Here is a 25,816-nt window from a genome sequence, read left to right as displayed (position 1 = left end):
TTGCCGGTGTAGTTCGCGGTGTCATAACCAGACTGCCTTTCTCGCTCTTTTTGCAGGAATGAAGTGGCAAGTTTAACAAAAAAGGCCTGTGCCACCCATCACTGGATGACACAGGCCCATTTTCCTGGACCCGCAATGCGGCTTAATGGAACTGTTCTTCTTCAGTGGAACCGGTCAGCGCGGTCACATTGGACTTGCCGCCCTGAATCACGGTGGTGACTTCGTCAAAGTAACCGGTGCCCACTTCTTGCTGGTGTGACACAAAGGTGTAACCCCGAGCGCGTGCAGCGAACTCGGGCTCCTGGACCTTCTCGATATAAGCCGTCATGCCACGTTTGACGTAATCCTGCGCCAGGTCAAACATGTTGAACCACATCGAGTGAATGCCGGCCAAGGTGATGAACTGGTACTTGTAGCCCATGGCGCCGAGTTCTTTCTGGAACTTGGCAATGGTGGCGTCGTCGAGGTTTTTCTTCCAGTTGAACGACGGCGAGCAGTTGTAAGCCAGCAATTTGCCCGGATGTTTGGCGCGCACGGCCTGTGCAAATTTGCGGGCAAATTCGAGGTCAGGCGTGCCGGTTTCGCACCAGACCAGGTCGGCGTAGTCAGCGTAGGCCACGGCGCGGCTGATGGCTTGGTCCAGGCCTTTGCGGGATTTGTAGAAACCTTCGGCGGTGCGCTCACCGGTGAGGAAAGGTTTGTCGTTTTCGTCGTAATCACTGGTCAGCAGGTCAGCAGCCTCGGCATCGGTGCGGGCGATCACCAGCGTCGGCACGCCGCAGACGTCAGCTGCCATGCGGGCTGCAATCAGCTTTTGAATCGCTTCATTGGTGGGCACAAGCACCTTGCCGCCCATGTGGCCACATTTCTTGGCCGATGCCAGTTGATCTTCCCAATGCACGCCCGCAGCGCCGGACCTGATCATGTTCTTCATCAATTCAAAACCATTGAGCACACCGCCAAAACCGGCTTCGGCGTCGGCCACGATGGGTGCAAAGTTGTCGACATAGCCGGTGTCACCGGCGTCAATGCCGCGCGAGTGCTGGATCTCGTCGGCGCGGCGGAACGCATTGTTGATGCGTTCGACCATGGTGGGCACCGAGTCAACCGCGTACAAGGATTGATCCGGGTACATCGACATAGACGTATTGCCGTCAGCGGCGACTTGCCAGCCCGACAGGTAAATCGCCTTCACGCCGGCCTTGACCTGCTGCATGGCTTGACCACCGGTCAAGGCGCCCAGGCAATTGACATAGTCTTCGGTGTGCAACAAGTTCCAGAGCTTTTCGGCACCGCGGCGCGCCAGGGTGTACTCAATCTGGAACGAACCGCGCAAGCGCACCACATCGGCGGCGCTGTAGCCGCGCTTGATACCCTTCCAGCGCGGGTTGGTGGCCCAGTCTTTTTCCAGTGCGGCGACTTGTTGTTCGCGGCTCAATTGCTCGTTGATGGTGTGTGGCATGAGATCACTCCTTAAGTTGAAAAAAACGTTGGCATTGGCGCTTTGCAGCTCCGTTGCCTCAAGAGTAATTTTAGGTCTTGTATAAGACTAAAAATAGATCTTATGTCTTATAGAAGACATTTTTTAAATCAAACAAAATCAATGACTTGCAACCATTAATCCGCAATGTGGAAATTAATTTTTCACAACGAGAAAAATTTTTGCAATGCGCTTAATGAGTTTTTTACATTCCGGAATCACTTTTCCGCAATGTGAAAAAATTGAAAGGCAGCCACGCTGCCCGAATGCCAGGCCGCGCCCACCCAACGCCGCGGCATCAATGACGCGGGCTGCCGCGCATCAGCTGTCGATCGAGTTCAGAAAAACCGGGGAAACCGCCAAGGGATCAAACCGGCAGGGCCACTTTCTGATCGACGCTGAACTGGTAGTCTTTGAAAATGTGCTCGGCACTCAAAGTCTGGTAACTGCCATCGGCCAGGCGCCGGGTTGTGTCCTTGAGACGGTAGGTGTAGTGGCCGCAAGTCCAGAGCTTGAAGTTGCGCATGTGGGTGCACAGGCAGGTTTTGTCCATGACCGAGATGGTTTTGGAATCCGGGTGCAAGGCCACTTCCCGGTTGTAGGCGGTGATGTAGGCACAGTTGCCGTTGCCATCCAGCAAATAACCGTAAGCCTCACAATTGGGACGGATGCCAGCGCCAATGGCCGGCGAGCCTTTGAGCATGCGCATCGGGTAGCCGGTCGGCGAGATCGTGTTGACCACAATGTCAGCCTCGCTGGCTCTGAAGTAATCCTGCTTGACCTCGGCGGGCAAACCACACTCATTGGCCACGGTAAACCGGGTCGCCACCTGCACGGCGGCCACACCCTGCTCCAGGAACGACACCGCGTCGCTGCCGGTAAAGATGCCTCCGGCTGCAATCACCGGAATATCAAGGTGCTCGGTTTTCATGAACTGCACCACTTCAGCCACGATCGTGGCCAGATCGTATTGCGCCCAGTCCATGCCAAAACCCAAATGGCCCCCGGCCAGCGGGCCTTCCACAATCACATAATCGGGCTTGCGCTCCAACCTGGCGTTCTTGCGCAAAAACAACTGCAGGGCGCGCACCGAGGACACGATGATGCCCAGCTTGGCATCGCGAAAGCGGGGATGGTCTGCAATAAGCCCAAACGAGCCCAGGTGCAAACCGGCGCTCAAGGTAATGCCATCAATGCCGGCATCCAACGCGGACGCCATGCGCACCTGCAAGGTCTCGCGCGGCCCGTTCATGGTCAGCTTTTCCATGCAGTTGACAAAAATCAGGCCCTCGCTCCCCTTGGCCTGCATGGTGGCTTCAACGTGGCGCCGGGTGGCCTCGGCCAGCACACCCAGATCGAACTTGATGATGGACTTGTCGGAGTTGTCGATGTTGGCCTTGTAGAAACGGGTCTTGTCTTTGACGAAACTGGTGTCAAAGCGACGATCCGACACGTCGGGCACCATAGCATCAGAGATATGGCCGATGCCGCCAAGCCGGGCGGTTTCCAGGGCCAGTTCGGCGGTTGAAATATCAACACCCATGCCACCGACGATGATCGGGACAAACTCTTTTTTTCCGAACTTCAGGCGGAAATCATCAACACGTTTCATGAGAATCCTCGGGGGGACTCCAACATCTCGGGTACCCGTCCTGGACGCGGACCCCCCAAGGGGTTCGGAGAAGCTGAAAGTCGCAAGACAATATAGTCCTGTAAGCGCGGAATTCTACCCGCCCGCCCCCTCAAATCTGCCGGATTGATAATTCCCCTTGCCGACTCAAGTTCTTCGCCGAGGCCATCCGGCCCGGCGTTCGGGCGATCTCGGGCCCACGCAGCGCGTGACGCGTTGACCCGCAGACGCTCACGTAAGATGGACGCCCAAAGCCTCCTATTCAAATAGCCACAGTTCACAAGGCATTGACCCCCATGGCCACTTCATCCAGCAAGCCCCTGCGCCCGCTCAAGGGCGTGCGCATTCTCAGTCTCGCACTCAACCTGCCAGGCCCGGCTGCCCTGATGCGCTGCCAGCAAATGGGCGCGAGCTGCGCCAAACTCGAACCGCCAGCACCCTTTGGCGCGCCGCCCGGCGCGTCGGGCGATCCCATGGGTTTGTACAACCGGATGGCCTATGACGTGCTGCACCAGGGTGTTCGCATCAAGGTCGCCGACCTCAAGACGGAACAAGGTCAAAAAGCCTTGCACCGGGAATTGGCCAAAACCGATGTGTTGCTGACTTCTTTTCGACCATCGGCACTGACCAAGCTAGGGCTGAACTGGAAAACGCTGCACAAGCGTTACCCGGCCCTGTCACAGGTGGCGATTGTCGGAGCTCCCGGCGCGCGCGCCGAAGAACCGGGGCACGATCTCACCTACCTGGCAGAAAACGATCTCATCAGTGGTCTGGACTTGCCGCCGACCCTGTACGCCGACATGGGCGGCTCGCTGATGGCGTCAGAAGCAGTGCTCACAACGGTGCTGATGCAGCAGAAAAATGGCAAAGGCTTGTTGCTTGAAGTCGCGCTGTCAGACGCCGCGGGCTATCTGGCCTTGCCGCGCAACTGGGGCCTGACCCAGCCTGGCGCGGCCGTCGGCGGGGGTCACGCCGGCTACCGCGTCTACCCCTGCAAGGACGGCCGGGTGGCGGTGGCGGCACTGGAGCCGCACTTTGCCAAAGCCCTGTGCGCCGCAGCCGGGGTTCCCTATGCCAATATCCTGACCCTGTTGTCACCTGACACGCATCAGGCCATTGCCAGCTACCTGCTCGGCATGACCCGCCAGGCCCTGGATGCGCTGGCCAGAGAAAAAGACATTCCCCTGCATACGCTATTAAATTAATAGCTATTAAGCAAGGAAATACGGGGGCTAGAGGCCGTTTTTATATAAATTTCCGCAACAGCACCGTGGCGCGCGCTTCCATGGCCTGACCCAGCCCCACCGGGCCCATTTTTTCTGCCGTCTTGGCTTTGACATTGACTTGATCGACCTCAAGCGCCAGCGCCAGCGCAATTTGCGCTCGCATGGCGGCCATATAGGGCATCAACTTGGGCGCCTGCGCGATCACCGTGCTGTCGACATTGCCGATCTCAAAACCCTTGGCGCGCACGCGCCGCGCGGCCTCCGTCAGCAAAACCAACGAATCGGCGCCCTTGAAGCGCGCATCGGTGTCCGGAAAATGCGTGCCGATGTCCCCCAGCGCGGCGGCGCCCAGCAGGGCATCGGTGATGGCGTGCAACAGCACGTCCGCGTCCGAGTGGCCGAGCAGCCCGAGGTGATAGGGAATCTCGACGCCCCCCAACAGGAGCTTGCGCCCCGCAACCAGGGCATGGATGTCCCAGCCTTCTCCGATTCTGAAATTCATGTCACTGGCCCTTTTAAATTCGCTTGCCGACTGTTGCGGCGCAGAATCGCCCGATGAGCGCGTCATCAACACCGCTTCGGCCAGGCAGAAGTCTTGCGGGTAAGTCACCTTGAAATTCTGGGCGCTACCGGGCACCAGCTTCGGGCTCAGGCCCATGGCTTCCATGGCGCTGGACTCGTCGGTGACGGTGGTGCCTGCCACCTGCAACGCGTCCAGCAGACTGCCCAGGCGAAACATCTGGGGGGTTTGCGCCAGCCACTTGTCGGCACGCTCCAGGGTGGCGGCCACCCGGCCAAGGGATTCACGTTTGAGGGTGTCAGGCAAAGGCAGTGCCAGCAGGCCGCCCACGTCATCTTGCCAACAGGCATCGATCAACTGATCGATCTGGTCCGGACGAATCAGACAGCGTGCGGCGTCGTGCACCAGCACCCAGTCGTGCCGGGCAGCACCTTGCCCCAGCAGAAAATTCAAGCCATTCAATACGCTTGCAGCCCTCGTGGAACCTCCACAAGCAGCTACTAAAAAGCGAGCATCAGTCAAGGTTTGCGAAGCAAAAAATGCATCGTCTGGCGCCACCACCACCAGTGTGCGGGCAATACGCGGCACCGCCGCAAAAGCCGCCAGGGTGTGCAGCACCATCGGCTTGCCGGCCAGCAGCTGGTACTGCTTGGGGCCTGTCGCCCCGGCCCGCGAGCCGGTGCCCGCGCAGGGAATCAAGGCCCAACAGCGCGGAGTCGTGTCGGATTGGGGGATAAGTGCGGGGGTGTCTGCCATGGTGTGGTCCGCATTCTAGAATCCTCCCCAAATCACCCTGGCTTGACAAGCGCAGGGTGTTGGCGTTTTTGTCACGCATTGGCGCTTTAGCCACCACCTGCCCTGCATTCATGGAATTACCCAAACTCATCCCCGGCAAGCGCTTCACCCTGCCGCGCCCGGTCGGCTCAGCCGATGCGCTCTTACTGGCCCAACTGGGGCTGCGCGAGAAGAGCCAGCACAAGGTCACGGCCATCATCACGGCCGATGCCCTGGACGCGCAGCGCCTGATCGACGAAATGGCGTTCTTTGCGCCCGAGCTGCGTTGCGTTCTGTTTCCGGATTGGGAGACTTTGCCCTACGACACCTTTTCACCGCACCAGGACCTGATCAGCGAGCGCCTGGCCACCTTGTGGCGCATCAGCCAGCGCAACAAAGAAACCGGCGCCGATGTCGTGCTGGTGCCCGCCACCACCGCGCTCTACCGGCTGGCACCCCCGTCTTTTCTGGCCGGCTATACCTTTCACTTCAAGGTCAAACAAAAACTCGACGAAGCCAAACTCAAGGCCCAATTGACGCTGGCCGGCTACAGCCACGTGACGCAAGTGGTGAGCCCGGGCGAATACGCGGTGCGCGGCGGCCTGATCGACCTGTTTCCGATGGGCAGCGCCGTGCCCTACCGCGTTGATTTGTTTGACGACGAGATCGACAGCATCCGCACCTTTGACCCCGACAGCCAGCGCAGCCTGTACCCCGTGCCCGAGGTGCGCCTGCTGCCCGGGCGCGAGTTCCCGATGGACGACGAGGCGCGCGCGCGCTTTCGCAACCGCTGGCGTGAGTTGCTGGAGGGCGACCCGACCCGCAGCCGCATCTACAAAGACATCGGCAACGGCGTTGCCACCGCCGGCATTGAGTACTACCTGCCGCTGTTTTTTGACGACACCGCCACGGTGTTTGACTATTTGGGTGAGGCTGCCACGGTGGTGCTGCACGGCGACCTGGAGCCCGCCTTTGCCCACTTCTGGCAAGACACGCGCGAGCGCTACCGGCTGGTGCAAGGCGACCCGGAGCGCCCGGTGCTGCCACCGGGAGCCCTGTTTTTAAGCACCGAGCAGTTCTACGAGCGGGTCAACCAGCATGCGCAACTGGCCTTGCGGCCCGCCCTGGACACTGCCAGCGCCTACGCCGAGTTTGAGGCGCTGCCGCCCTTGAGCGTGGTGCGCGGCGCCGAAGACCCGCTGGCCCGCCTGAAGGCCCACATCCGAAACACCCAGCAGCGCACCCTGGTGCTGGCCGAAAGCGAGGGCCGGCGCGCCAGTCTGCTGGACTTCTTGCACAGCAGCCAGTTCGACCCGCCGGCGTTTGACTCGCTGGCGGAATTCGAGCGCAGTGATGAGCCGATCGGCATCGCCACCTCCAGCCTGAGCGCGGGCTTTGGCTGGCTGGAAGCGGGCATCGACTTCGTCACCGAAACCGAACTCTTTGCCGCCGGCCCGACCACGCGACGGCGCAAAAAACAGGAACAGGTCAGTGACGTCGAAGCCCTGATCAAAGACCTGAGCGAGCTCAACATCGGCGACCCGGTGGTGCACTCGGCCCACGGCATTGGCCGCTACCGCGGCCTGATCAACCTGGACCTGGGCAACAGATTAGCCAATGGCGAGCCCGAGGTGCAGGAGTTCTTGCACCTGGAATATGCCGACAAGGCCACGCTCTATGTGCCGGTCAGCCAGTTGCAGCTCATCAGCCGCTACACCGGCGTGGCCGCGGACGAAGCGCCGCTGCACAAACTGGGCTCCGGCCAGTGGGACAAGGCCAAGCGCAAAGCGGCCGAACAGGTGCGCGACTCGGCCGCCGAGCTGCTCAACATCTATGCCCGGCGCGCCCTGCGCGAAGGCCATGCCTTCCGGTACTCGGCCGGCGACTACGAAATCTTTGCCAACGACTTCGGCTTTGAAGAAACCGCCGACCAGAGTGCTGCCATTCACGCCGTGATTCAGGACATGATCAGCCCGCGCCCGATGGACCGGCTGATCTGCGGCGATGTCGGCTTTGGCAAGACCGAGGTCGCCCTGCGCGCCGCCTTCATTGCCATCACCGGCGGCAAGCAGGTGGCTTTTCTGGCACCGACCACGCTGCTGGCCGAACAGCACTACCAGACGCTGGTCGACCGCTTCAGCAAATGGCCGGTCAAAGTGGCCGAGATGAGCCGCTTCCGCTCGGCCAAGGAAATCACCGCCGCCATGAAAGGCATTGCCGACGGCACCATCGACATCGTGGTCGGCACCCACAAGCTGCTGAGCAAAGACACCCATTTCAAAGACCTGGGCCTGCTCATCATCGACGAGGAGCACCGTTTTGGCGTGCGCCACAAAGAGCAGATGAAAGCGCTGCGCGCCGAGGTCGATGTGCTCACGCTCACGGCCACCCCGATCCCGCGTACGCTGGGCATGGCGCTGGAAGGTCTGCGCGACCTGAGCGTGATTGCCACCGCGCCGCAACGCCGCCTGGCCATCAAAACCTTTGTGCGCACGGAAGGCGCAGGCGTGATCCGTGAGGCCGTACTGCGCGAACTCAAGCGCGGCGGCCAGGTTTACTTCTTGCACAACGAGGTCGAAACGATCGAAAACCGCCGCGCCAAGCTGGAGGAACTGCTGCCCGAAGCGCGCATTGCCGTGGCGCACGGTCAGATGCCGGAGCGCCAGCTGGAGGCCGTGATGCGCGACTTTGTGGCCCAGCGCTTCAACCTGCTGCTGTGTTCCACCATCATCGAAACCGGCATTGACGTGCCGACTGCCAACACCATCGTGATGGCGCGCGCCGACAAATTTGGCCTGGCGCAGTTGCACCAGTTGCGCGGCCGCGTCGGTCGCAGCCACCACCAGGCCTACGCCTACCTGATGGTGCCCGACCTGGAGGGCCTGACCAAGCAGGCGCAACAACGGCTGGACGCCATCCAGCAAATGGAAGAACTGGGCAGCGGCTTCTACCTGGCCATGCACGACCTGGAGATTCGCGGTGCCGGCGAGGTGCTGGGGGAAAACCAGAGCGGCAACATGCTGGAAGTCGGCTTTCAGCTCTACAACGAGATGTTGAGTGAAGCGGTGCGCTGCCTCAAGGCCGGTATTGAGCCCGATTTGCTCAGCCCGCTCAACGTCAGCACCGACATCAATCTGCACGCCCCGGCGCTCTTGCCGAATGATTTTTGTGGCGACGTGCACCTGCGCCTCTCGTTCTACAAAAAGCTGGCCACCGCGAACAATACCAACCAGATTGATGCGCTGCTGGAAGAACTGGTGGACCGCTTCGGCAAACTCCCAAACCAGGCGCAGACCCTGATCGACGTCCACCGCTTGCGCGTTCTGGCCAAACCGTTTGGTGTGGTCAAGGTCGATGCCGCCCCCGGCGTGATCACCATCACCTTCAAGAAAAACCCGCCGATTGATCCGATGAAGATCATTGCGATGATCCAGAAGAACAAGCACATCAAACTGGCGGGTAATGAGAAGCTGCGCATCGAGCGGGAACTGCCTGAAGCCAAAGACCGGGCGCAGATGGTGCGCGATGTGCTGCGTAATTTGGGGCAGCCGGTGGCGCCTGTTGCGACAATCGCATAGAAAAGCAAGCCCACCTGACAGCCAACCAGCCACCAACCCACAGAGGTCTCAACCCGCATGTGCCTGATCGCCTGGAACTGGCAACCCGCCAGCCACACCCCGCTGTTGCTCATCGCCAACCGCGACGAGTACTACGCGCGCCCCACTGCACCCCTGCACTGCTGGGATGACGCGGACATCCTGGCCGGGCGCGATTTGCAGGCGGGTGGCACCTGGCTGGGCATCAGCCGCTCGGGACGGTTGGCCGCATTGACCAATCACCGCAATCCAGCGGCCCTGCGCGCGGATGCACCCTCACGCGGCGAACTGGTCAGCGCTTACTTACAGACCGACGCCAGCGCGCTGGACTACCTGATGGAACTGGCCGGGCGCGCCGGCGACTACAACCCGTTTAACCTGCTGGTTTTTGACGGCACCCGCCTGCTGGGTCTGGAGAGCCGCCACGCCAAGGTGACTGCCATGCAGCCGGGGCTGGGCGCCGTGTCCAATGCGGATTTTTTGACACCCTGGCCCAAGCTGGCCAACATAAAAGGTGGTCTGCAAACCCTGCAAGGGCAAGAGCCGCCCAGCGATGCCCAGTTGCTGGCGCTGCTGCAAAACCCAAGCGTTGCCGCCGATGCCGACTTGCCAGACACAGGCATCCCGCTGGAATTCGAGCGCGCACTCTCGGCCGCATTCATCGCCCTGCCGGATTACGGCACCCGCGCCTGCAGCATCGTGCGATTTGAGGCAGATCACATCACGTTTCTGGAACAGAGCTTTGATGCCCATGGCGCCACAGGTACCCGCCAACTCACGACCGCATGGCGCCGCGTGCCCTCCTTGCGCACGGAGAACCGGCCACCACCAGTCTCATAACAAATAGGCCTCTAGCCACCGTCCTGCTTTCATAAGCAGCTACCAAAACAATAGTAAATTTTCCCCTCATGCACCCTACTGCCATCGCCCCCGGGCTGATCATTCAAGGCTTTGCCCCACCGCTGCGTTTGAGCGACTTCAAACTGATCGCCTTCGACATGGACTCCACACTCATCAACATCGAGTGTGTGGATGAAATTGCAGACGCGGTCGGGCGCAAGCGAGAAGTCGCCGCCATCACCGAAGCGGCCATGCGGGGTGAGATCACCGACTACAAAGAGAGCCTGCGCCAGCGCGTGGCGCTGCTCCAGGGGGTGACCGAAGTGCAGATGAACCAGATTTATCAGGAACGGATGCAGTTCAACCCCGGTGCTGCCGAGCTGGTCGCGGCCTGCAAGGCAGCCGGGCTCAAAGTGCTGCTGGTCTCGGGCGGATTCACCCACTTTACCGACCGCGTGGCGCAGCGCCTGGGCATTGACTACACCCGCTCCAATGTGCTGCAGATTGAGAACGGCGTCCTCACCGGCCGCATGGTCGATCAGCCCTGGGGCGACATTTGTGATGGTGCTGAAAAGCGCAAGATGCTGCTCGAAACCTGCGCCCTGCTGGGTATTGCGCCCAAGCAGGCGATTGCCGTGGGCGACGGCGCCAACGACCTGCCGATGATGCGTGAGGCGGGTTTGTCAGTGGCGTTTCACGCCAAATCTGCCGTGCGCGAGCTCGCCAATGTGTCCATCGAGTCAGGCGGGCTGGACCGCCTGCTTGAGCTGTTCCAGCCCTGAACCGGACGTTCTTGCCGTCACACCGTTTCCGGCACGTTCGGCAAACTGGCCAGCGCCAGCGCCAACTCGGTCTCGTCGTAATGCTCGTCGGTCAACTCACCGGCAAAGTACTTCTGGTAGGACGTCATGTCGAAATGACCGTGCCCACTCAGGCAAAACAGGATGGTCTCTGCCTTGCCCTCGCGCTTGCAGCGCATGGCCTCTTCAATCGCGCCCTTGATCGCGTGGTTGGACTCGGGCGCGGGCACGATACCCTCGTTGCGCGCAAACAGCACGCCGGCTTCAAAACACGCCACCTGGTCATAGGCCACCGCCTCTAACAGCCCCAAGGCCTTGCAATGCGACACCAGGGGTGCCATGCCGTGGTAGCGCAGGCCGCCCGCATGAAAGCCCGGCGGCGTGAACTGACTGCCCAGCGTGTACATCTTGGTCAAAGGTGTCATGTGCCCGGTGTCGCCAAAGTCGTAGGCGTATTTGCCGCGCGTCAGCGTGGGGCAAGCCGCCGGTTCAACCGCCACGATGCGTGGTTTCTGGCCACCTCGCAAGCCGTGCCCGATGAAGGGAAAAGCAATGCCCGCCAGATTGGAGCCGCCGCCGGCACAACCCACCACCACATCGGGCCAGTCATTGGCCATTTGCATCTGCAGCATGGCCTCTTGCCCGATGATGGTCTGGTGCAACAGCACATGGTTGAGCACCGAGCCGAGCGCGTATTTGGTGTCCTCGCGCTGCACGGCGAGCTCCACCGCTTCCGAGATCGCAATGCCCAGGCTGCCCGGATGGTTCGGGTTCTTGGCCAGCACGGAGCGGCCATACACCGTCTCATGGGAGGGTGAGGCGACACAACGCGCACCATAGGTTTCCATCAAGGCGCGCCGATACGGTTTTTGGTCGTACGACACACGCACCTGAAACACTTCAACTTCCAGGCCGTAGAGCGAGCCGGCAAAGGCCAGCGAGGAGCCCCACTGGCCGGCCCCGGTTTCGGTCACCAGCCGCTTGATGCCGGCCTCTTGGTTGTAGAACGCCTGCGGCACGGCGGTGTTGGGCTTGTGGCTACCCGCCGGGCTGCCACCCTCGTATTTGTAATAAATCTTGGCCGGCGTGCCGAGCGCTTTTTCAAGGCGGTGGGCGCGAAACAGCGGTGCTGGCCGCCACAGCCGAAACACATCGCGCACCGGCTCAGGAATCTCGATCTCGCGCTCCTGGCTCACCTCCTGCATGATCAGCGCCATGGGGAACAAGGGTGCCAGGTCATCGGGCCCGACTGGCTGCAGGGTGCCCGGATGCAGCACGGCTGGCATCGGCTTGGGCAAATCGGCCTGCAGGTTGTACCAAAATTTTGGCATCTGGTCTTCGTTCAAAAGAAACTTGGTCTGCTTGCTCATCAATGCTCCTGGATCAGTTTGGAATCAACAATGGAAATGACGGGGCCACCCGGAGTATCCCCGGGTTTGGATTGAAATCGCGGCACCGAACAGCTCGGGTTTACCCGCAGCACATGGATCAAAACCCGGCATATCGATATGAAAACTCGGTCTGTGCACAGCCCGATGCGGGCCTTAAGATGTGTCTTCATTTTTTTGCACTCGAAAGCCCCTCATGAAAATCGAAACCCTGGCCGTCCACGGCGGCTACACGCCCGAGCCCACCACCAAAGCGGTGGCCGTGCCCATTTACCAAACCGTGGCCTTCGCGTTTGACGACACCCAGCATGGTGCCGATTTGTTTGACCTGAAGGTCGCGGGCAACATCTACAGCCGCATCATGAACCCGACTTGCGGCGTGTTGGAGGCGCGCGTGGCAGCCATGGAAGGCGGCATTGGTGCACTGGCAGTGGCCTCGGGCATGTCGGCGATTGCCTATGCGATTCAGACCATCACCGAGGCGGGCGACAACATCGTGTCGGCCTCCACCTTGTACGGCGGCACCTACAACCTGTTTGCCCACACCTTCCCGCAAATGGGCATCGAGGTGCGCTTTGCCGATTACCGCGACCCGGCCTCCTTCGCCAAGCTGATCGACGCGCGCACCAAGGCGGTCTACTGCGAAACCATTGGCAACCCGCTGGGCAACATCACCGACCTGGCCGCGCTCGCCACTGTCGCCCATGCCCACGGCGTGCCCTTGATTGTGGACAACACGGTCGCCAGCCCGTACCTGTGCCGCCCGTTCGAGATTGGCGCCGACATCGTGGTGCATTCGCTGACCAAATACCTGGGCGGCCACGGCACCACCATTGGCGGCATCATTGTGGATTCAGGCAAGTTCCCGTGGGCCGAGCACAAGGAGCGCTTCAAGCGCCTGAACGAGCCCGATGTGAGCTACCACGGCGTCGTCTATACCGAGGCGCTGGGCGCTGCCGCCTACATTGGCCGCGCCCGCGTGGTGCCGCTGCGCAACATGGGCGCCGCTTTGAGCGCGCTGGCTGCCTTCCAGATTCTGCAGGGCATCGAAACGCTGGCCTTGCGCATGGACCGCATCTGCGACAACGCCCTGCGCATCGCCCAGCACCTGCAGGCGCACGCCAAGGTGGGCTGGGTCAACTACGCCGGGCTGCCCGATTCAGCGGACCACGCGCTGGTTCAAAAGTACCTGGGTGGTCGCGCCTCGGGCATCATCACCTTTGGCCTCAAGGCCAGCGACAGCCTGGCGGCCGGTGCGCGCTTTCAGGACGCGCTCAAACTGTTCACCCGGCTGGTCAACATTGGCGATGCCAAGTCCTTGGCCTGCCACCCGGCCAGCACCACGCACCGCCAACTCAACGCCGAAGAATTGGCCAAAGCGGGCGTGAAACCCGACATGGTGCGTCTGTCAATCGGCATTGAGCACATTGACGACCTGCTGGACGACCTGGACCAGGCGCTGGCAGCGGTTTGACCGCCTGACTTAAGCCCGCTCCACCACCGGCCGCCCGGCCTGCACTGTGAAGCGGGCCAGGGTTTCAATTTTTGTGTCTTGCCGCGTCACGTCATCGACCACGCGCAGGGTGGTGGTGAGCTGCGCCTTTGTGAACTCGACCACGCCGTAGCCTTTGCGCAGCGCATCGGCAAAGACAAAATGCGGGTTCTCGGCCAGCCGCTGCGCCGTCTTGGCGTTGCCGCCGGAGCGCGAGCTGATGCTGGTGCCGCAGAATTCGACACCGACGCTGGCACTGTTCGGATCAGCGTAATCGGCCTTCACGTGGCCGACCCAGTTTTCATGCACATCACCGCCCAGAATCACCAGGTTGGCCACCGCGTGCTGGCGCAGGGCATCGGTCAAGCGCGTGCGGGCTGCGGGGTAGCCGTCCCAGCCGTCGTTCCAGAGGGTCTGGCCGGGGCCCGGTTTCAGATCACGCTGGCCAAACAGCGTGGGCTGGCCCAGCACATTCCAGCCGGATTCATGCGCATGGGGTTTTGAAAATTCGTCATACAGCCAGCGCTCCTGCGCCCGACCCAGCAGCGAGCGAGCCGCATCGTTCCACGGCGGACAATCAGCCGGGTTCACCATGCCGGAGCCCACGCCACCACCCGGGGTGCAAGTCTGCGGGTCTTTGTACTGCCTGCCATCGAGCAGGTACAAGGAGGCGAGCTGGCCGTAGGACAAGCGGCTGTAGATGCGCAGCTCAGCGCCCGTGGCCAGGCCGGCCAGCCCTTGCGTGAGGGCTGAGGCGCGCACCGGCATGTGCTCGTACCAGGCCTGGTAGGCCGCCGCACGACGGGCCAAAAATTGACTCGCCGCGGACGGGTCAGCCGCGCTGCTGTGACCCGCTTGCAGCCCCGCGTAATCGTTTTGCACCTCGTGGTCGTCCCAGGTCAGCAGCCAGGGACAGGCCGCATGCATCGCCTGCAGGTCGGCCTCGCCCTTGTACAGCGCATAGCGCTGGCGATAGTCGTCCAGCGTCAACACCCAGCCGCCGCTGGGCACACGCACCCGGCTGGTGAGCGCCGGGTATTCGTAGATGTAGTCGCCCAGAAACAGCACCAGATCGAGGCTTTCTTCGCGCATGTGGCGCCAGGCGGTGAAATAGCCGTCCTCCCACTTCTGGCACGAGGCATAGGCCAGCCGCAACCGGGCCACCTGTGCCTCAGGCCGGGGCACCGTGCGCGTACGCCCCACCGGGCTGACAAAATCGCCCACCTTGAAGCGGTAGAAATACCAGCGATCAGCGTCGAGCCCGGCCACCTCGACGTGAACCGAATGCGCCAGCTCCCGACTGGCCAGCGACTGCCCGCTTTGCACGAGGCGGCTGAACTGCTCGTCATGCGCCAGCTCCCAGCGCACCGGCACCGCAGCGTGACCCGGCCCGTCACTGACACCCGGCAGCGACGACTGGGAGGTATGCAAACGCGTCCACAAGACGACCGAATCATGCGTGGGCGAGCCGCTCGCCACCCCCAAAGTGAACGGGTTTTGGTGCAAGCGCGGCTGGCTCCAGGCGCTGCGCGGCAGACTCCAGATGGCAGCACCGGCGCCGATCAACTGCAACAACTGCCGGCGCGTCCGGGATTCAAGCGGGGTCATGAAAAAGCTCAGTGCGCCTTGTCCCAATTCGCGCCCACCCCCACCTCGGCCAGCAGCGGCACCTTCAGGTGCGCCACCCCCGCCATCAACCTGGGCACCTCATGGCGCACCCAATCGATTTCCGACTCGGGCACTTCAAACACCAGCTCGTCGTGTACCTGCATGATCATCTTGGTGGCCCGTTTTTCTTCATCAATCACTTGCTGCACTTTCACCATGCTGAGCTTGATCAAATCAGCCGCCGTGCCCTGCATGGGCGCGTTGATGGCGGCGCGCTCGGCGCCGCTGCGACGCGGGCCGTTGGGGGAGTTGATCTCGGGCAGATACAAGCGGCGGCCGAACACGGTTTCAACATACCCTTGGCGCTTGGCGAGCGCCCGGGTGTGTTCCATGTAGTTTTTCACGCCGGGGTAGCGGTCAAAGTAACGTTCGATGTAGTTTTTGGCGGCGGTGTTGTCAATGCTCAACGCTTTGGCCAGGCCGTAGGCACTCATGCCGTAAATCAGGCCAAAGTTGATGACTTTCGCGTAGCGGCGCTGCTCGCTGGTGACCTGGGCCCTGTCCACACCAAAGATTTCAGAGGCGGTGGCGCGGTGCACGTCGATGCCGTCATGAAACGCCAGCAGCAGGGCCGCATCGCCACTGATGTGCGCCATGATGCGCAGCTCAATCTGGCTGTAATCGGCGCTGGCAATGACGCTGCCGGGTGGTGCCACAAACGCCTCACGCACACGCCGCCCCTCGGGGGTGCGCACGGGAATGTTTTGCAGATTGGGCTCAAGGCTGCTCAAGCGCCCGGTCACGGCAATCGCCTGCGCGTAATGCGTGTGCACGCGACCGGTGCGCGGGTGCGCGAGTTGCGCCAGTTTGTCGGTGTAGGTGCCTTTGAGCTTGGCCAGGCCCCGGTGCTCCAGAATTTTGGCCGGTAGCGGGTAGTCTTCGGCCAATTTCTGCAGCACTTCATCGTCGGTGCTGGGTGAGCCGGTGGGGGTTTTCTTGACGACAGGCAGGCCGAGCTTGGTGAAGAAAATTTCAGCAATCTGCTTCGGGCTGCTCAAGTTAAAGGGTTGCCCGGCCAGCTCGTGTGCTTCTTTTTCAAGCTGCAAAATGCGCTGGCCCAGCTCGTGGCTCTGCACCGCCAGCGTGGGGCCGTCGATCAGCACGCCGTTGCGCTCGATCCGGTAGAGCGCTTCGCTGCTGGCGATTTCCAGCTCGTAGATGAAGCGCAATTTGTCATTCGCCTGCAGCAGCGGCCACAGCGCCCGGTGCACGTCCAGCGTCATGTCGGAGTCTTCACATGAATACTGGGCGGCTTGGGCAATATCCACCTGGTCAAAACAGATTTGATTGGCCCCCTTGCCGCATAAATCCTCAAAGCTGATGCCGCTGCGTCCCAGGTGCCGCTCGGCCAGGCTGGCCAGGCCGTGGGGTTTGGTCACCTCCAGCACATAACTTTGCAGCATCGTGTCGTGCGCGTAGCCTTGCACCTCGATGCCGTGGTTGGCAAACACGTGGCGGTCGTATTTGACGTGCTGGCCCAGCTTTTTGTGGCTGGCGTCTTGCAACCAGGGCTTGAGTTTGGCCAGCACATCGGCCAGCGGCAACTGCGCCGGGGCATCGGGGTAGGCGTGCGCCAGCGGAATGTAGGCGGCCTCGCCCGGCGTCACACTGAAACTGATGCCGACAATCTGGGCCCTCATCTCGTCGAGCGACGTGGTTTCGGTGTCCAGCGCCACCAGGTCTGCCGCTTGCACTTTGGCCAGCCAGCGGTCAAACGCTTCCCAGGTCAGGATGGTGTCGTAGTGCAGGTTGGTCACACTGGAGGGGATGGGGTCGCTGGCGGCTTCTGGCTCGTCGAACAAGCCCGGTTCACGGGTCAGTTGGCGCACGGAATTGGGGTCTGAGCCAGCGTCGCTTCGCTCCTTGGGTCCGACCCCAAATCCTGAGCTTGCCTTGCTTGCCACGCTGGCCGCCCCGCCACCCAAGGTGCGGGCCAGCCCCTTGAACCCGTATTTTTCATAAAAAATAGCCAGAGCCCCCGTATCCATTGTACCGGTAGCTATTGAATCAAGAGCGGGCAAATCAGGCATCCAGCCATCCAGATCGCAGTCGGTCTTGATGGTCAGCAGTTGGCGACCCAAGGGCAACCAGTCCAGCGACTTCTTCAGGTTCTCGCCCACCACGCCTTTGATCTGGTCGGCGTTGGCCACCACGGCGTCGAGCGAACCGTATTCCTGCAACCACTTGGCCGCGGTTTTGGGGCCGACCTTGGGCACGCCCGGCACGTTGTCAATCACGTCGCCCACCAGGGTCTGAAAGTCCACCATCAGCTGCGGCGGCACGCCAAATTCGGCCTCGACCCCGGCCACGTCGCGGCGGCGGCCGTTCATGGTGTCGATGATGGTGATGTGCGAGTTGACCAACTGAGCCAGATCCTTGTCACCGCTGCTCACGATCACCTCGATACCCTGGCGCGCCGCCGTCACCGCCAGCGTGCCGATCACGTCATCGGCTTCGACACCGGGCACAGCCAGCACTTTCCAGCCCATCAGGCGAACGACTTCATGAATCGGCTCGATCTGGGAGCGCAAATCATCGGGCATGGGCGAGCGGTGTGCCTTGTATTCGGGGTACAGCGCATCCCGAAAGGTCGGGCCTTTGTCGTCAAAAATACAGGCGGCATAGTCAGCGGGCACCTCTTTGCGCAGGCTTTGCAGCATGTTGATCATGCCGCGGATGGCACCCGTGGGCGCGCTGCTCGGGTCGCCCGGTACGGCGCGCAGGTCCGGCATGGCGTGAAAGGCCCGGTACAGGTAGCTGGAACCATCGACCAAAAGCAAGGTTTTGGGCTTGGCCGGGGAGTCAGTAAAGGAGTCATTCATATTCATGCGCCCATTTTGCCTGCGAGTGCCGCTCGGCTGCGCCCGCTCTACAATCGGGCGATGCGAATCGCCCTGTTTCTTACCCTCTCTTTGTCGTGTGGCAGCCTCGCGCTGGCACAGTCTGCCGCGCCAGCCCAGAGGGCGGCCGTGCAACCACGCGCTGCGGCGTCCGCCGCACCCGGCGTGATTGAAAAGCGCACCGAGCGCATTCAAATCGAAGACTCGGGCGCCCGCATTGATGAGCTGCGCGTTGGGGGTGAAACCAAAACCATCTCGGTTCAGCCCAAGGGGCGTCTGCCCGCCTATCAAGTTGAACCCACCAGCGGTGAGCGCAGCTGGAAAATTTTGGGTTTCTGATTCATGGCGGTTTACACAGAAGTCTCTACCCAAGAGGCACGCGCCCTGCTGCGACAACTCAAGCTGGGCGAACTCACCGCCATGCAAGGCTGCACCAAGGGCATCGAAAACACCAATTATTTTGTCAGCACCGAGCAGGGTGGCGAAACCTTTGATTACGTGCTGACCCTGTTCGAGCGACTCACTTTGGCGCAGCTGCCGTTTTATCTGCGCCTGATGAAACACCTGGCCGAGCGCGGCATCCCGGTGCCCGAGCCGAGCGCCAATGCGCGCGGTGATCTGGTGTTTGAGTTCAAAGCCAAACCGGCCGCGGTGGTGACCCGATTACGCGGCAGCAGCGAGCTCTCGCCCACGCCGGCCCATTGCGCGGCCATCGGCACCACCTTGGCCAAAATGCACCTGGCCGCACGGGACTTCCCGCTGTCGCAGCCCAATTTGCGCGGCCTGGCCTGGTGGAATGAAACGGTGCCGGTGGTGCTGCCCCATGTCAACCCGACGCAGGCCGCGTTGCTGCAAAGCGAACTGGCCTATCAAAACCACGTCGCCGCCTCATCGGCTTATGCCGCCCTGCCCCGTGGACCGATACACGCCGACCTGTTTCGGGACAACGTGATGTTTGACAACGGGCAAGGCCAGTTGGAGCTCACCGGCGTCTTCGACTTCTATTTCGCCGGCGTCGACAGTTGGCTGTTTGATTTGGCGGTTTGTCTGAACGACTGGTGCATTGATCTCGACACCGGGACGCATGACGGGGAGCGTTTTCAGAGCTTCCTGCGCGCCTACAGCGCGGTGCGACCGCTCGAGAGCGCGGAGCGGGCGCTGCTGCCCGCCCTGCTGCGCGCAGCAGCCCTGCGTTTCTGGATTTCACGCCTGTGGGACTACTACCTGCCGCGCCCGGCAAGCCTGCTCCAGCCCCACGACCCGGCCCATTTTGAACGGGTGCTGCAGCAACGGGTCATGCACCCGCAGGCCGCCAACTCGCTGGAGATGCAGCCATGAAGCTCAATATCGTTCCCGCCCGCAGCGGCACGCTCTGGGTCAAGCTGGGCATGCAGACATTTTTCAAACAGCCACTGGCCCTGGCCGGTCTGTTTTTTCTGTTCATGGCGACGATGACCGTCGTCAGTCAGGTTCCTTTCATCGGTATGGCACTGGCCATGACCCTGCTGCCCGCCGCGACGCTGGGCATGATGGCGGCGACCCGGGAGGCGATCGATGGCCGCTTCCCCATGCCCAAGGTATTGCTGACCGCCTTTCGCGCCGGCCGTCAACAAACCCGTGCCATGCTGCTGCTGGGCGCCCTGTACGCCCTGGGTTTTTTGCTGGCCATGGGGGTCTCCTGGCTGGTCGACGACGGTGCCTTTGCCCGGGTCTATCTGGGTGGCGCGACACCGACCCGCGAAATGATGCTGGAGCCCGATTTTCAGGCCGCCATGTGGGTTTTCATTGGCCTGCATCTGCCACTCTCCTTGATGTTCTGGCATGCACCGGCGCTGGTGCACTGGCACGGCCTGTCGCCCATCAAAAGCCTCTTCTTCAGCATCGTGGCGTGTGGGCGCAATTTCTGGGCCTATGCGGTGTTTGGCTTGATGTGGCTGGCCGTGCTGATCCTGGTGGTGGTGAGCGTGACCACCATCGCATCCCTGATGGGCAATCCGGGTTTGGCCGGCGACCTGCTGTTTCCCGCCCTGCTGCTGATGGCGTCGATGTTTTTTACCTCGCTTTACTTCACGTTCCGTGACAGTTTTGACTTCACACAAGAGGAGCATCCATGACACGGCACGCCATGGCGTTGCCATCGGGCGGGCTCCCCATGGCCACGTTGCGTTGTACCGATACGTGGCGCCGCTTGATACGGTTTTTGTGCTGGCCATGCGAAGCCAGCGCGAATCAGGGTACAAAAGCAAACGTTGAAATCGAGTAGGTCAATTTGGGTACCTACTGTTCAGAGGGACATTGTTATCACATAACTACAGGGCAAGTTGACGGACTCTTGAAGACTGACAAGAGACATTCGCTCCGCTCCAAAGCTGACGCTCAACGAGCTAAGCGGGGCGAGGGTTAGGCGTCACTCGGGTGCAGCAAGTGGCAGCCAGCCTCTCGAAGTTTTGGACGAGTAGGCTTGCCAATCCATCGCGGGACGCCTGGGCATTTCCCGGCGAAGGAAGTTGACGAGGTGAAGATAGAACTCAAGGAACATGTTCAGTTCGTCCTTGTCATTCGTCTTCCCCGCATTCTTGGCTGGTCTGATCATGCCTCGATTGAGAACGTAGACCACATCAATTAAGTTCAGCTTGCCTTTGACTGATGTCGCAGCCAGCTCCAGCCGCTTGAACTCTTTATTCAGCCAGTCTTCCGCTGACAGATTCGTTTCATACGAGAAAACGATATACATGCATCGGAAGTTGCCGTCTTCTGCAGGACGTCCTTCCTCGCGGGCAGCAACAAACGACTGCTTAAAGGGCCGAATTGCTCGCACTTTCCGCGACGCCATATAGCACCCGTTGAGATCGTTCTGGGTCAGTGTCGTCTTGACCTCGATGACAGCTAGTAGGCTTTCGGCAGGGATTAGCACGTTCTCAGATTGAGTGCTGATCGGTGCGGCCATGTCCGCGTCGTAAATCAATATATCAAGCTGGCCCGTCCTTCGATCCAAGAAATCAATCGCTTCGCCTTTGGCGACGCCTAGATTGCTGGGCAAGTGCCGGCGGAGGAAACTGGCGAGGGCTGCCGCTCTCTCGTCTCCCCGAATGCCGGTGTGTCGGAAGGCTGCTGCCTCACTTGATGCAATGTGCAGCTGGCGCGCGGCGGCGTCGAGAACCGCTGTGAAGATGACGCTGGGGCGAGTGGATCCGCGTGGCATGTGGGTGTGGTGGTTTGTGACGCTTAACGTTTGAGTTAGGGCTCAGATTTTGGTGCATGGCCTGCCACTAAACATTCCGCTAGCTTCTTCCTCTAGGAGCGGACGCAACCAAGCATGAAGGTCTTCGAGGCGTTGCACGGGCGGAAGGTCGTTCTCAGTCCAAGGATCTTGTTGCAGCGTTGCCATGGCAAACGCCTCGCAACTGCGACGGGGATGGTGAAAGGATATTGTTCGCCTGACATCAGGAAAGATGCCGTAATGCTGGCGGACAAAGAAGTCAGCCCAACTGCTCTTGATGGCCTCTCTCGGCCGAATGTCGACGATGTCGATCTCTGCGAGCTCCCGAGTCGGGTTTTCCATCCATTTATTGAGTAGTAGCGAACGTGCCTCGACATCGGTCGCCGGTGCGCTATAGCCGAAGATTGTTACGAGGTAGGCGCGTTCCAAGGCCCACTGCAACTGCTCCCACTCGCTTCGGATGAATGGGTCCGACGTGTAGTCCTTGTGTTTGACCGGAAACAGTAGGCGACTCGGCTCCATAAGATTACCGCATTCAGAGCACCTTTGTTCGATGAAGCCACTGCGTCGATGTTCACGGCAGGCTCCGACTTCGACGTTCCCATGTAGGAACAGAATCTTGGGTAGGCGTCGGATAGAACGGTTTCGCCGGAATGCTTGGGCGAGGAACGGGTCCCAATTGAAAGTTGCAATAACGTCCTTCTCTCGCAAAGAGAGCAGAAGCAGGTCATAGAGGGTCACCTCCTCAGGCAATTGCATCGCGGCGAAGTAGGCGTGGAGTTGGTCTTCTAGGGTTCGGAGCAGTTCAGGATTAGTGTTGTCTACAGCCAGACCGTCGTACAAGGCTTCAAAGTCCTCGTGGTTTTCGTGCACGCCATGAGCAGCCAACAAATCACCAAGACCTACCACTTCAACAAGATTACGCATCAGCGGAAGCTTGCGCCCGTTTGCGTCTCCAGCTGGGAAGGCCGCAAGGCTGGCACCCGCACCAAGAAGAACGACGTGTGAAGCGTGATTGATCTTGCGCTTGATGTCGAGCGGCGGAAGCGACGGCATCTGAGCCCTAGCGTAGAGCTAACCGGCGCTGCGCGGCTTTATCGCGCAGCGTCCAGCGACCAAAGGGAGCGAGGTTGAGCGCCGGGTTAGCTATCGATGCGTTCATGAACCCAATGCTTTTGCTGATCTCTTTTTGAAAAATGCACAGGTGCATTGAATAGTGCGGCGAGCGGCTTTAGAACTTCCACAATTCGATTGGAGTTCATCGATCTCGCGTTGAGGGAGAAGGTCTTAACGTAGAAGGAACTCCAGAATGCGACCGCGTGATCGAACTGAATGTCGTTCGCCGGTGCTGCGATAGAAATCACTTCCTTGTTTCTGCCTCCAACCACTTCCACAAATAACTCGTTGCCTGCGCTACAGGCTGATACGAAGAGGCGACGATCTTTAAGGCGACCGCTAAAAATATTGGCAAACTCTTGATAGCTAACAGAGTCAAGCGTCGTCTCAAGGGAAGTGTCTCCGCCGTGGCAAGAAACGTGCAAATACCGATAGCCAGAGGCTTCAAACTCTTCTGCCATAAGTTTAAGTTCTGCCTTCGTACGAATGTAGTAATAAAGGGGGTTCTTCCCACACATCTTCAGTACGGCAGCCAAAACCGCACCCTCCCGCCTTTCTTTCGCTTCATCGGTCAGTTCAAGCGACTCGATGATGAAGACCTCAGGAACAGTGTCACTTGGCTTCTTCTTGCGGGTTGGAACTTGAGGCTCAAACAACTCTGCTAGTCTCATATGTTTTCTCGATAGCTAACGATGTAGACCGTCGGATATTCTGGGAAGCCAGTCTATCCGACAGGACATACCTGAAATTCGAATCCAGGTACTGATGACCCATCAGGCGACAAAACCCGTACTGCCTTGATTTACAGCCACATTTCCAAGAAACCGAAGTCATTTCCATCCCTTTGTACCTTGTCGCCTATCCTGGCGAAATTTGGTCAGCGTCGGGTTCGCTTTCCCAACACTTCATGTGGTCTGACTATAGCCCACTGGGCAACGCACCTGAATGACTGCAAGCGCCCTGCAGCCCTGTCCTTAGCGGGCATCAAAACTTGCTTCGTTAACCAGGGACGTCGCCCGCAGAGATTGGGGCGTGGGCTCCCGCCGATTTCTGGGCGTTTGACAGTATGAGGCGGGGGCCCATGCCGCAATCTCTGCCCCCCCGCGACCAGCGCCGACTACGCAGCCCCTATGAGCGGCACCAGACTCCCAGCATCGCGCCCGCCTTTGAGCGCCGCGGTAAAGGCCAGCATGCGGTCAATCGGAATGCGAGCCCGCAGGCCCAACGCGGGGTCGACGTGAACCTCATTGGCGCCGGTCTCCAGCACGCGGGCCACGTCAGCCAGGCAGTTCATGGCCATCCAGGGGCAATGGGCGCAGCTCTTGCAGGTGGCGCTGTTGCCGGCGGTGGGCGCTTCCAGAAACAGCTTGCCCGGATTGAGCGTGCGCAGCTTGTGCATCATGCCGCTGTCGGTGGCGACGATGAACTCCTGGGCCTCCATCTCATGCGCCGCTTTGAGAATGGCCGAGGTGGAACCCACCGCGTCGGCCAGCGCCACCACATCAGCCGGTGACTCGGGGTGCACCAGCACGCGGGCAGCCGGGTGCTCCTTCATCAGGGCCTTGAGCTCGAAGGCCTTGAACTCGTCATGCACGATGCACGAGCCGCCCCACATCAGCATGTCGGCGCCGGTTTCACGCTGGATGTAGCCACCCAGATGGCGGTCGGGCGCCCACAGGATTTTGTGGCCTTTGTCTTTGAGCGCACTCACGATCTCCAGCGCGCAGCTCGACGTGACCAGCCAGTCGGCGCGCGCCTTGACGGCCGCGCTGGTGTTGGCATAGACCACCACCGTGCGGTCCGGATGCGCGTCGCAAAAGGCGCTGAATTCATCCACCGGGCAACCGAGGTCGAGCGAGCAGGTGGCGTCCAGGTCGGGCATCAAGACCCGCTTTTCGGGCGACAGGATTTTGGCCGTCTCACCCATGAAGCGCACGCCCGACACCACCAGCGTCTGCGCCGTGTGGTCGCGGCCAAAGCGGGCCATTTCCAGCGAATCGCTGACCAGGCCGCCGGTTTCCTCGGCCAGGTCTTGCAGGTCCGGGTGCACGTAGTAATGCGACACCATGACCGCGTTTTTTTCTCTCAAGAGACGGCGGATCTTGTCTTTCAGCGCAGCGCGCTCGGCTGGAGCGGGCTCGGCCGGCACCCGTGCCCAGGCGTGTTTGGTGGCACACACCGCGGCACCGGCTGCGGTTTCACGCTGGGGCTGTTCGTAGTCAACTTCTTTGACCGTGTCCGTGGTGTTCGTCATGGCAACTCCTGTTTATCAAAATCAATAGCGCACTACGCAGACTCAGAGCGGGCTAGAAGCAAAACGCATTGAAAAATCAATCGCCTTGACGTCTTTGGTCAAGGCGCCGATGGAAATACGGTCGACCCCGGTGGATGCAATGGCGCGTACCGTGGACATATTCACGCCACCCGAGACCTCCAGCACAGCCCGCCCGGCGTTGAGCTGCACCGCCTCCTGCAACTGCGCCAGGGTCATGTTGTCGAGCAGTACCATGCCGGCGCCGGCGTCGAGCGCCTCTTTGAGTTGCGCCAGGGTTTCCACCTCAATCTCGACAAACTTGGCCTCAGGCGCCAAGACGGCAGCGCGGCGCAGCACCTTTGCGACACCACCGGCGGCGGCAATGTGGTTCTCCTTGATCAGCAAGGCGTCATACAGACCCAGCCGATGGTTGCTGCCGCCGCCGGCACGCACCGCATACTTCTGTGCCAGACGCAAACCCGGCAAGGTCTTGCGCGTGTCCACAATCTGCGCCCGACTGCCGGGCACGCTCTGCACCGCGGCCACATACTCTGCCGTTTTACTCGCGACGGCGCTGAGCAGTTGCAGAAAATTGAGCACCGTGCGCTCGGCAGTGAGCAGCGCGCGGGCCGGGCCTTGCAACTCCAGCACCACTTGATCAATTTCACAGCGCTGACCTTCCAGCACAAGCCACTGCAGGCGGATGGCCGGATCAACCTGCTGCAGCGCGGCTTGCGCCCACGGGGCGCCGCAGATCACAGCCGCCTCGCGCGCCAGCACGTGTGCGCGGGCGTGGCAAGCGGGGTCAATCAGCCCGGCCGTGAGGTCGCCACTGCCGACATCTTCCTCCAGGGCTCGGGCCGCATCGACGCGGGCCAGTTCGGCCACGGCGAGGTCGGAAAAATCAAAATAGCTGGTCATGGCAGAAAGCATAGCGACATAAATCCATGGAAGTAGTTCATTAACGGGGTG

Annotated in this window: 19 protein-coding genes; 8 read left to right on the top strand and 11 right to left on the bottom strand. The window is 60.8% G+C overall.

Annotation, left to right across the window (positions count from 1 at the left end; all coding sequences use genetic code 11):
- Window positions 1-142 precede the first annotated feature (142 nt).
- A complete protein-coding gene (gene aceA / locus RFER_RS06705; RefSeq protein ID WP_011463637.1) occupies window positions 143-1,462 on the bottom strand; it encodes an isocitrate lyase in 1,320 nt (439 codons plus the stop codon).
- Window positions 1,463-1,847: 385 nt separating this feature from the next.
- Entirely contained in the window at window positions 1,848-3,092 is a 1,245-nt protein-coding gene (locus RFER_RS06700) for a nitronate monooxygenase (protein WP_011463636.1), read from the bottom strand.
- A gap of 314 nt (window positions 3,093-3,406) precedes the next feature.
- Between RFER_RS06700 and RFER_RS06695 the strand changes: the two genes are divergently transcribed.
- Window positions 3,407-4,315, top strand: coding sequence for a CoA transferase (locus RFER_RS06695; RefSeq protein WP_011463635.1), 909 nt, complete (start codon window positions 3,407-3,409; stop codon window positions 4,313-4,315).
- 40 nt (window positions 4,316-4,355) lie between these two features.
- Here RFER_RS06695 and ispD read toward each other — a convergent pair whose 3' ends face one another.
- Window positions 4,356-5,612, bottom strand: a complete 1,257-nt coding sequence (gene ispD / locus RFER_RS06690; RefSeq protein ID WP_011463634.1) for a 2-C-methyl-D-erythritol 4-phosphate cytidylyltransferase — start codon at window positions 5,610-5,612, stop codon at window positions 4,356-4,358.
- A gap of 110 nt (window positions 5,613-5,722) precedes the next feature.
- Here ispD and mfd point away from each other — a divergent pair, with 110 nt between their 5' ends.
- From mfd to serB, 3 genes are all read left to right on the top strand, one after another.
- On the top strand, window positions 5,723-9,208 hold the full coding sequence (gene mfd, locus RFER_RS06685) for a transcription-repair coupling factor (protein WP_041791615.1): 3,486 nt from the start codon (window positions 5,723-5,725) through the stop codon (window positions 9,206-9,208).
- Window positions 9,209-9,265: 57 nt separating this feature from the next.
- A complete protein-coding gene (locus RFER_RS06680) occupies window positions 9,266-10,066 on the top strand; it encodes an NRDE family protein (protein ID WP_011463632.1) in 801 nt (266 codons plus the stop codon).
- A 68-nt stretch (window positions 10,067-10,134) separates the two neighbouring features.
- Window positions 10,135-10,848 carry a phosphoserine phosphatase SerB gene (gene serB / locus RFER_RS06675; RefSeq protein WP_011463631.1) on the top strand — a complete coding sequence of 238 codons (714 nt, stop codon included), beginning with the start codon at window positions 10,135-10,137 and terminating at the stop codon, window positions 10,846-10,848.
- A 17-nt stretch (window positions 10,849-10,865) separates the two neighbouring features.
- On the opposite strand, the gene RFER_RS06670 is transcribed toward serB, so the two are convergent.
- Entirely contained in the window at window positions 10,866-12,236 is a 1,371-nt protein-coding gene (locus RFER_RS06670) for a TrpB-like pyridoxal phosphate-dependent enzyme (RefSeq protein ID WP_011463630.1), read from the bottom strand.
- Between the two features lie 214 nt (window positions 12,237-12,450).
- On the opposite strand from RFER_RS06670, the gene RFER_RS06665 reads away from it, so the two are divergent.
- A complete protein-coding gene (locus RFER_RS06665; RefSeq protein ID WP_011463629.1) occupies window positions 12,451-13,728 on the top strand; it encodes an O-acetylhomoserine aminocarboxypropyltransferase/cysteine synthase family protein in 1,278 nt (425 codons plus the stop codon).
- Window positions 13,729-13,737: 9 nt separating this feature from the next.
- Here the strand turns inward: RFER_RS06665 and RFER_RS06660 are convergent, their stop codons facing one another.
- Complete coding sequence (locus tag RFER_RS06660; protein ID WP_011463628.1) at window positions 13,738-15,354, bottom strand: alkaline phosphatase D family protein; 1,617 nt, start codon at window positions 15,352-15,354, stop codon at window positions 13,738-13,740.
- An 8-nt stretch (window positions 15,355-15,362) separates the two neighbouring features.
- Entirely contained in the window at window positions 15,363-18,236 is a 2,874-nt protein-coding gene (polA, locus tag RFER_RS06655) for a DNA polymerase I (protein WP_011463627.1), read from the bottom strand.
- Between the two features lie 60 nt (window positions 18,237-18,296).
- On the opposite strand from polA, the gene RFER_RS06650 reads away from it, so the two are divergent.
- From RFER_RS06650 to RFER_RS06640, 3 genes are read left to right on the top strand one after another with little or no spacing between them, the layout of a single operon-like run.
- Window positions 18,297-18,593 carry a hypothetical protein gene (locus tag RFER_RS06650; protein WP_011463626.1) on the top strand — a complete coding sequence of 99 codons (297 nt, stop codon included), beginning with the start codon at window positions 18,297-18,299 and terminating at the stop codon, window positions 18,591-18,593.
- 3 nt (window positions 18,594-18,596) lie between these two features.
- The gene (locus RFER_RS06645) at window positions 18,597-19,592 is read left to right on the top strand and encodes a homoserine kinase (protein WP_011463625.1); all 996 of its coding nucleotides are present in this window, start codon (window positions 18,597-18,599) and stop codon (window positions 19,590-19,592) included.
- Window positions 19,589-20,368, top strand: a complete 780-nt coding sequence (locus RFER_RS06640) for a BPSS1780 family membrane protein (protein WP_011463624.1) — start codon at window positions 19,589-19,591, stop codon at window positions 20,366-20,368. Before RFER_RS06645 ends, RFER_RS06640 begins: the two co-directional genes overlap by 4 nt.
- 293 nt (window positions 20,369-20,661) lie before the next feature.
- Here the strand turns inward: RFER_RS06640 and RFER_RS06635 are convergent, their stop codons facing one another.
- The 5 genes from RFER_RS06635 to nadC form a co-directional block, all read right to left on the bottom strand.
- Window positions 20,662-21,456 carry a DUF6602 domain-containing protein gene (locus RFER_RS06635; RefSeq protein WP_011463623.1) on the bottom strand — a complete coding sequence of 265 codons (795 nt, stop codon included), beginning with the start codon at window positions 21,454-21,456 and terminating at the stop codon, window positions 20,662-20,664.
- A gap of 42 nt (window positions 21,457-21,498) precedes the next feature.
- On the bottom strand, window positions 21,499-22,530 hold the full coding sequence (locus RFER_RS06630; protein ID WP_011463622.1) for a hypothetical protein: 1,032 nt from the start codon (window positions 22,528-22,530) through the stop codon (window positions 21,499-21,501).
- 86 nt (window positions 22,531-22,616) lie between these two features.
- On the bottom strand, window positions 22,617-23,246 hold the full coding sequence (locus RFER_RS06625) for a hypothetical protein (RefSeq protein ID WP_244095821.1): 630 nt from the start codon (window positions 23,244-23,246) through the stop codon (window positions 22,617-22,619).
- Window positions 23,247-23,707: 461 nt separating this feature from the next.
- Window positions 23,708-24,844, bottom strand: coding sequence for a quinolinate synthase NadA (gene nadA, locus RFER_RS06620; protein ID WP_011463621.1), 1,137 nt, complete (start codon window positions 24,842-24,844; stop codon window positions 23,708-23,710).
- A gap of 42 nt (window positions 24,845-24,886) precedes the next feature.
- Window positions 24,887-25,765, bottom strand: a complete 879-nt coding sequence (gene nadC / locus RFER_RS06615) for a carboxylating nicotinate-nucleotide diphosphorylase (protein WP_041790307.1) — start codon at window positions 25,763-25,765, stop codon at window positions 24,887-24,889.
- Window positions 25,766-25,816 lie beyond the last annotated feature (51 nt).

It is taken from the genome of Rhodoferax ferrireducens T118 (assembly GCF_000013605.1).
Lineage (GTDB): Bacteria > Pseudomonadota > Gammaproteobacteria > Burkholderiales > Burkholderiaceae_C > Rhodoferax > Rhodoferax ferrireducens.
The sequence above is the reverse complement of the archived record's forward strand: the minus strand, read 5'-3'. Positions and strand labels throughout refer to the sequence as shown.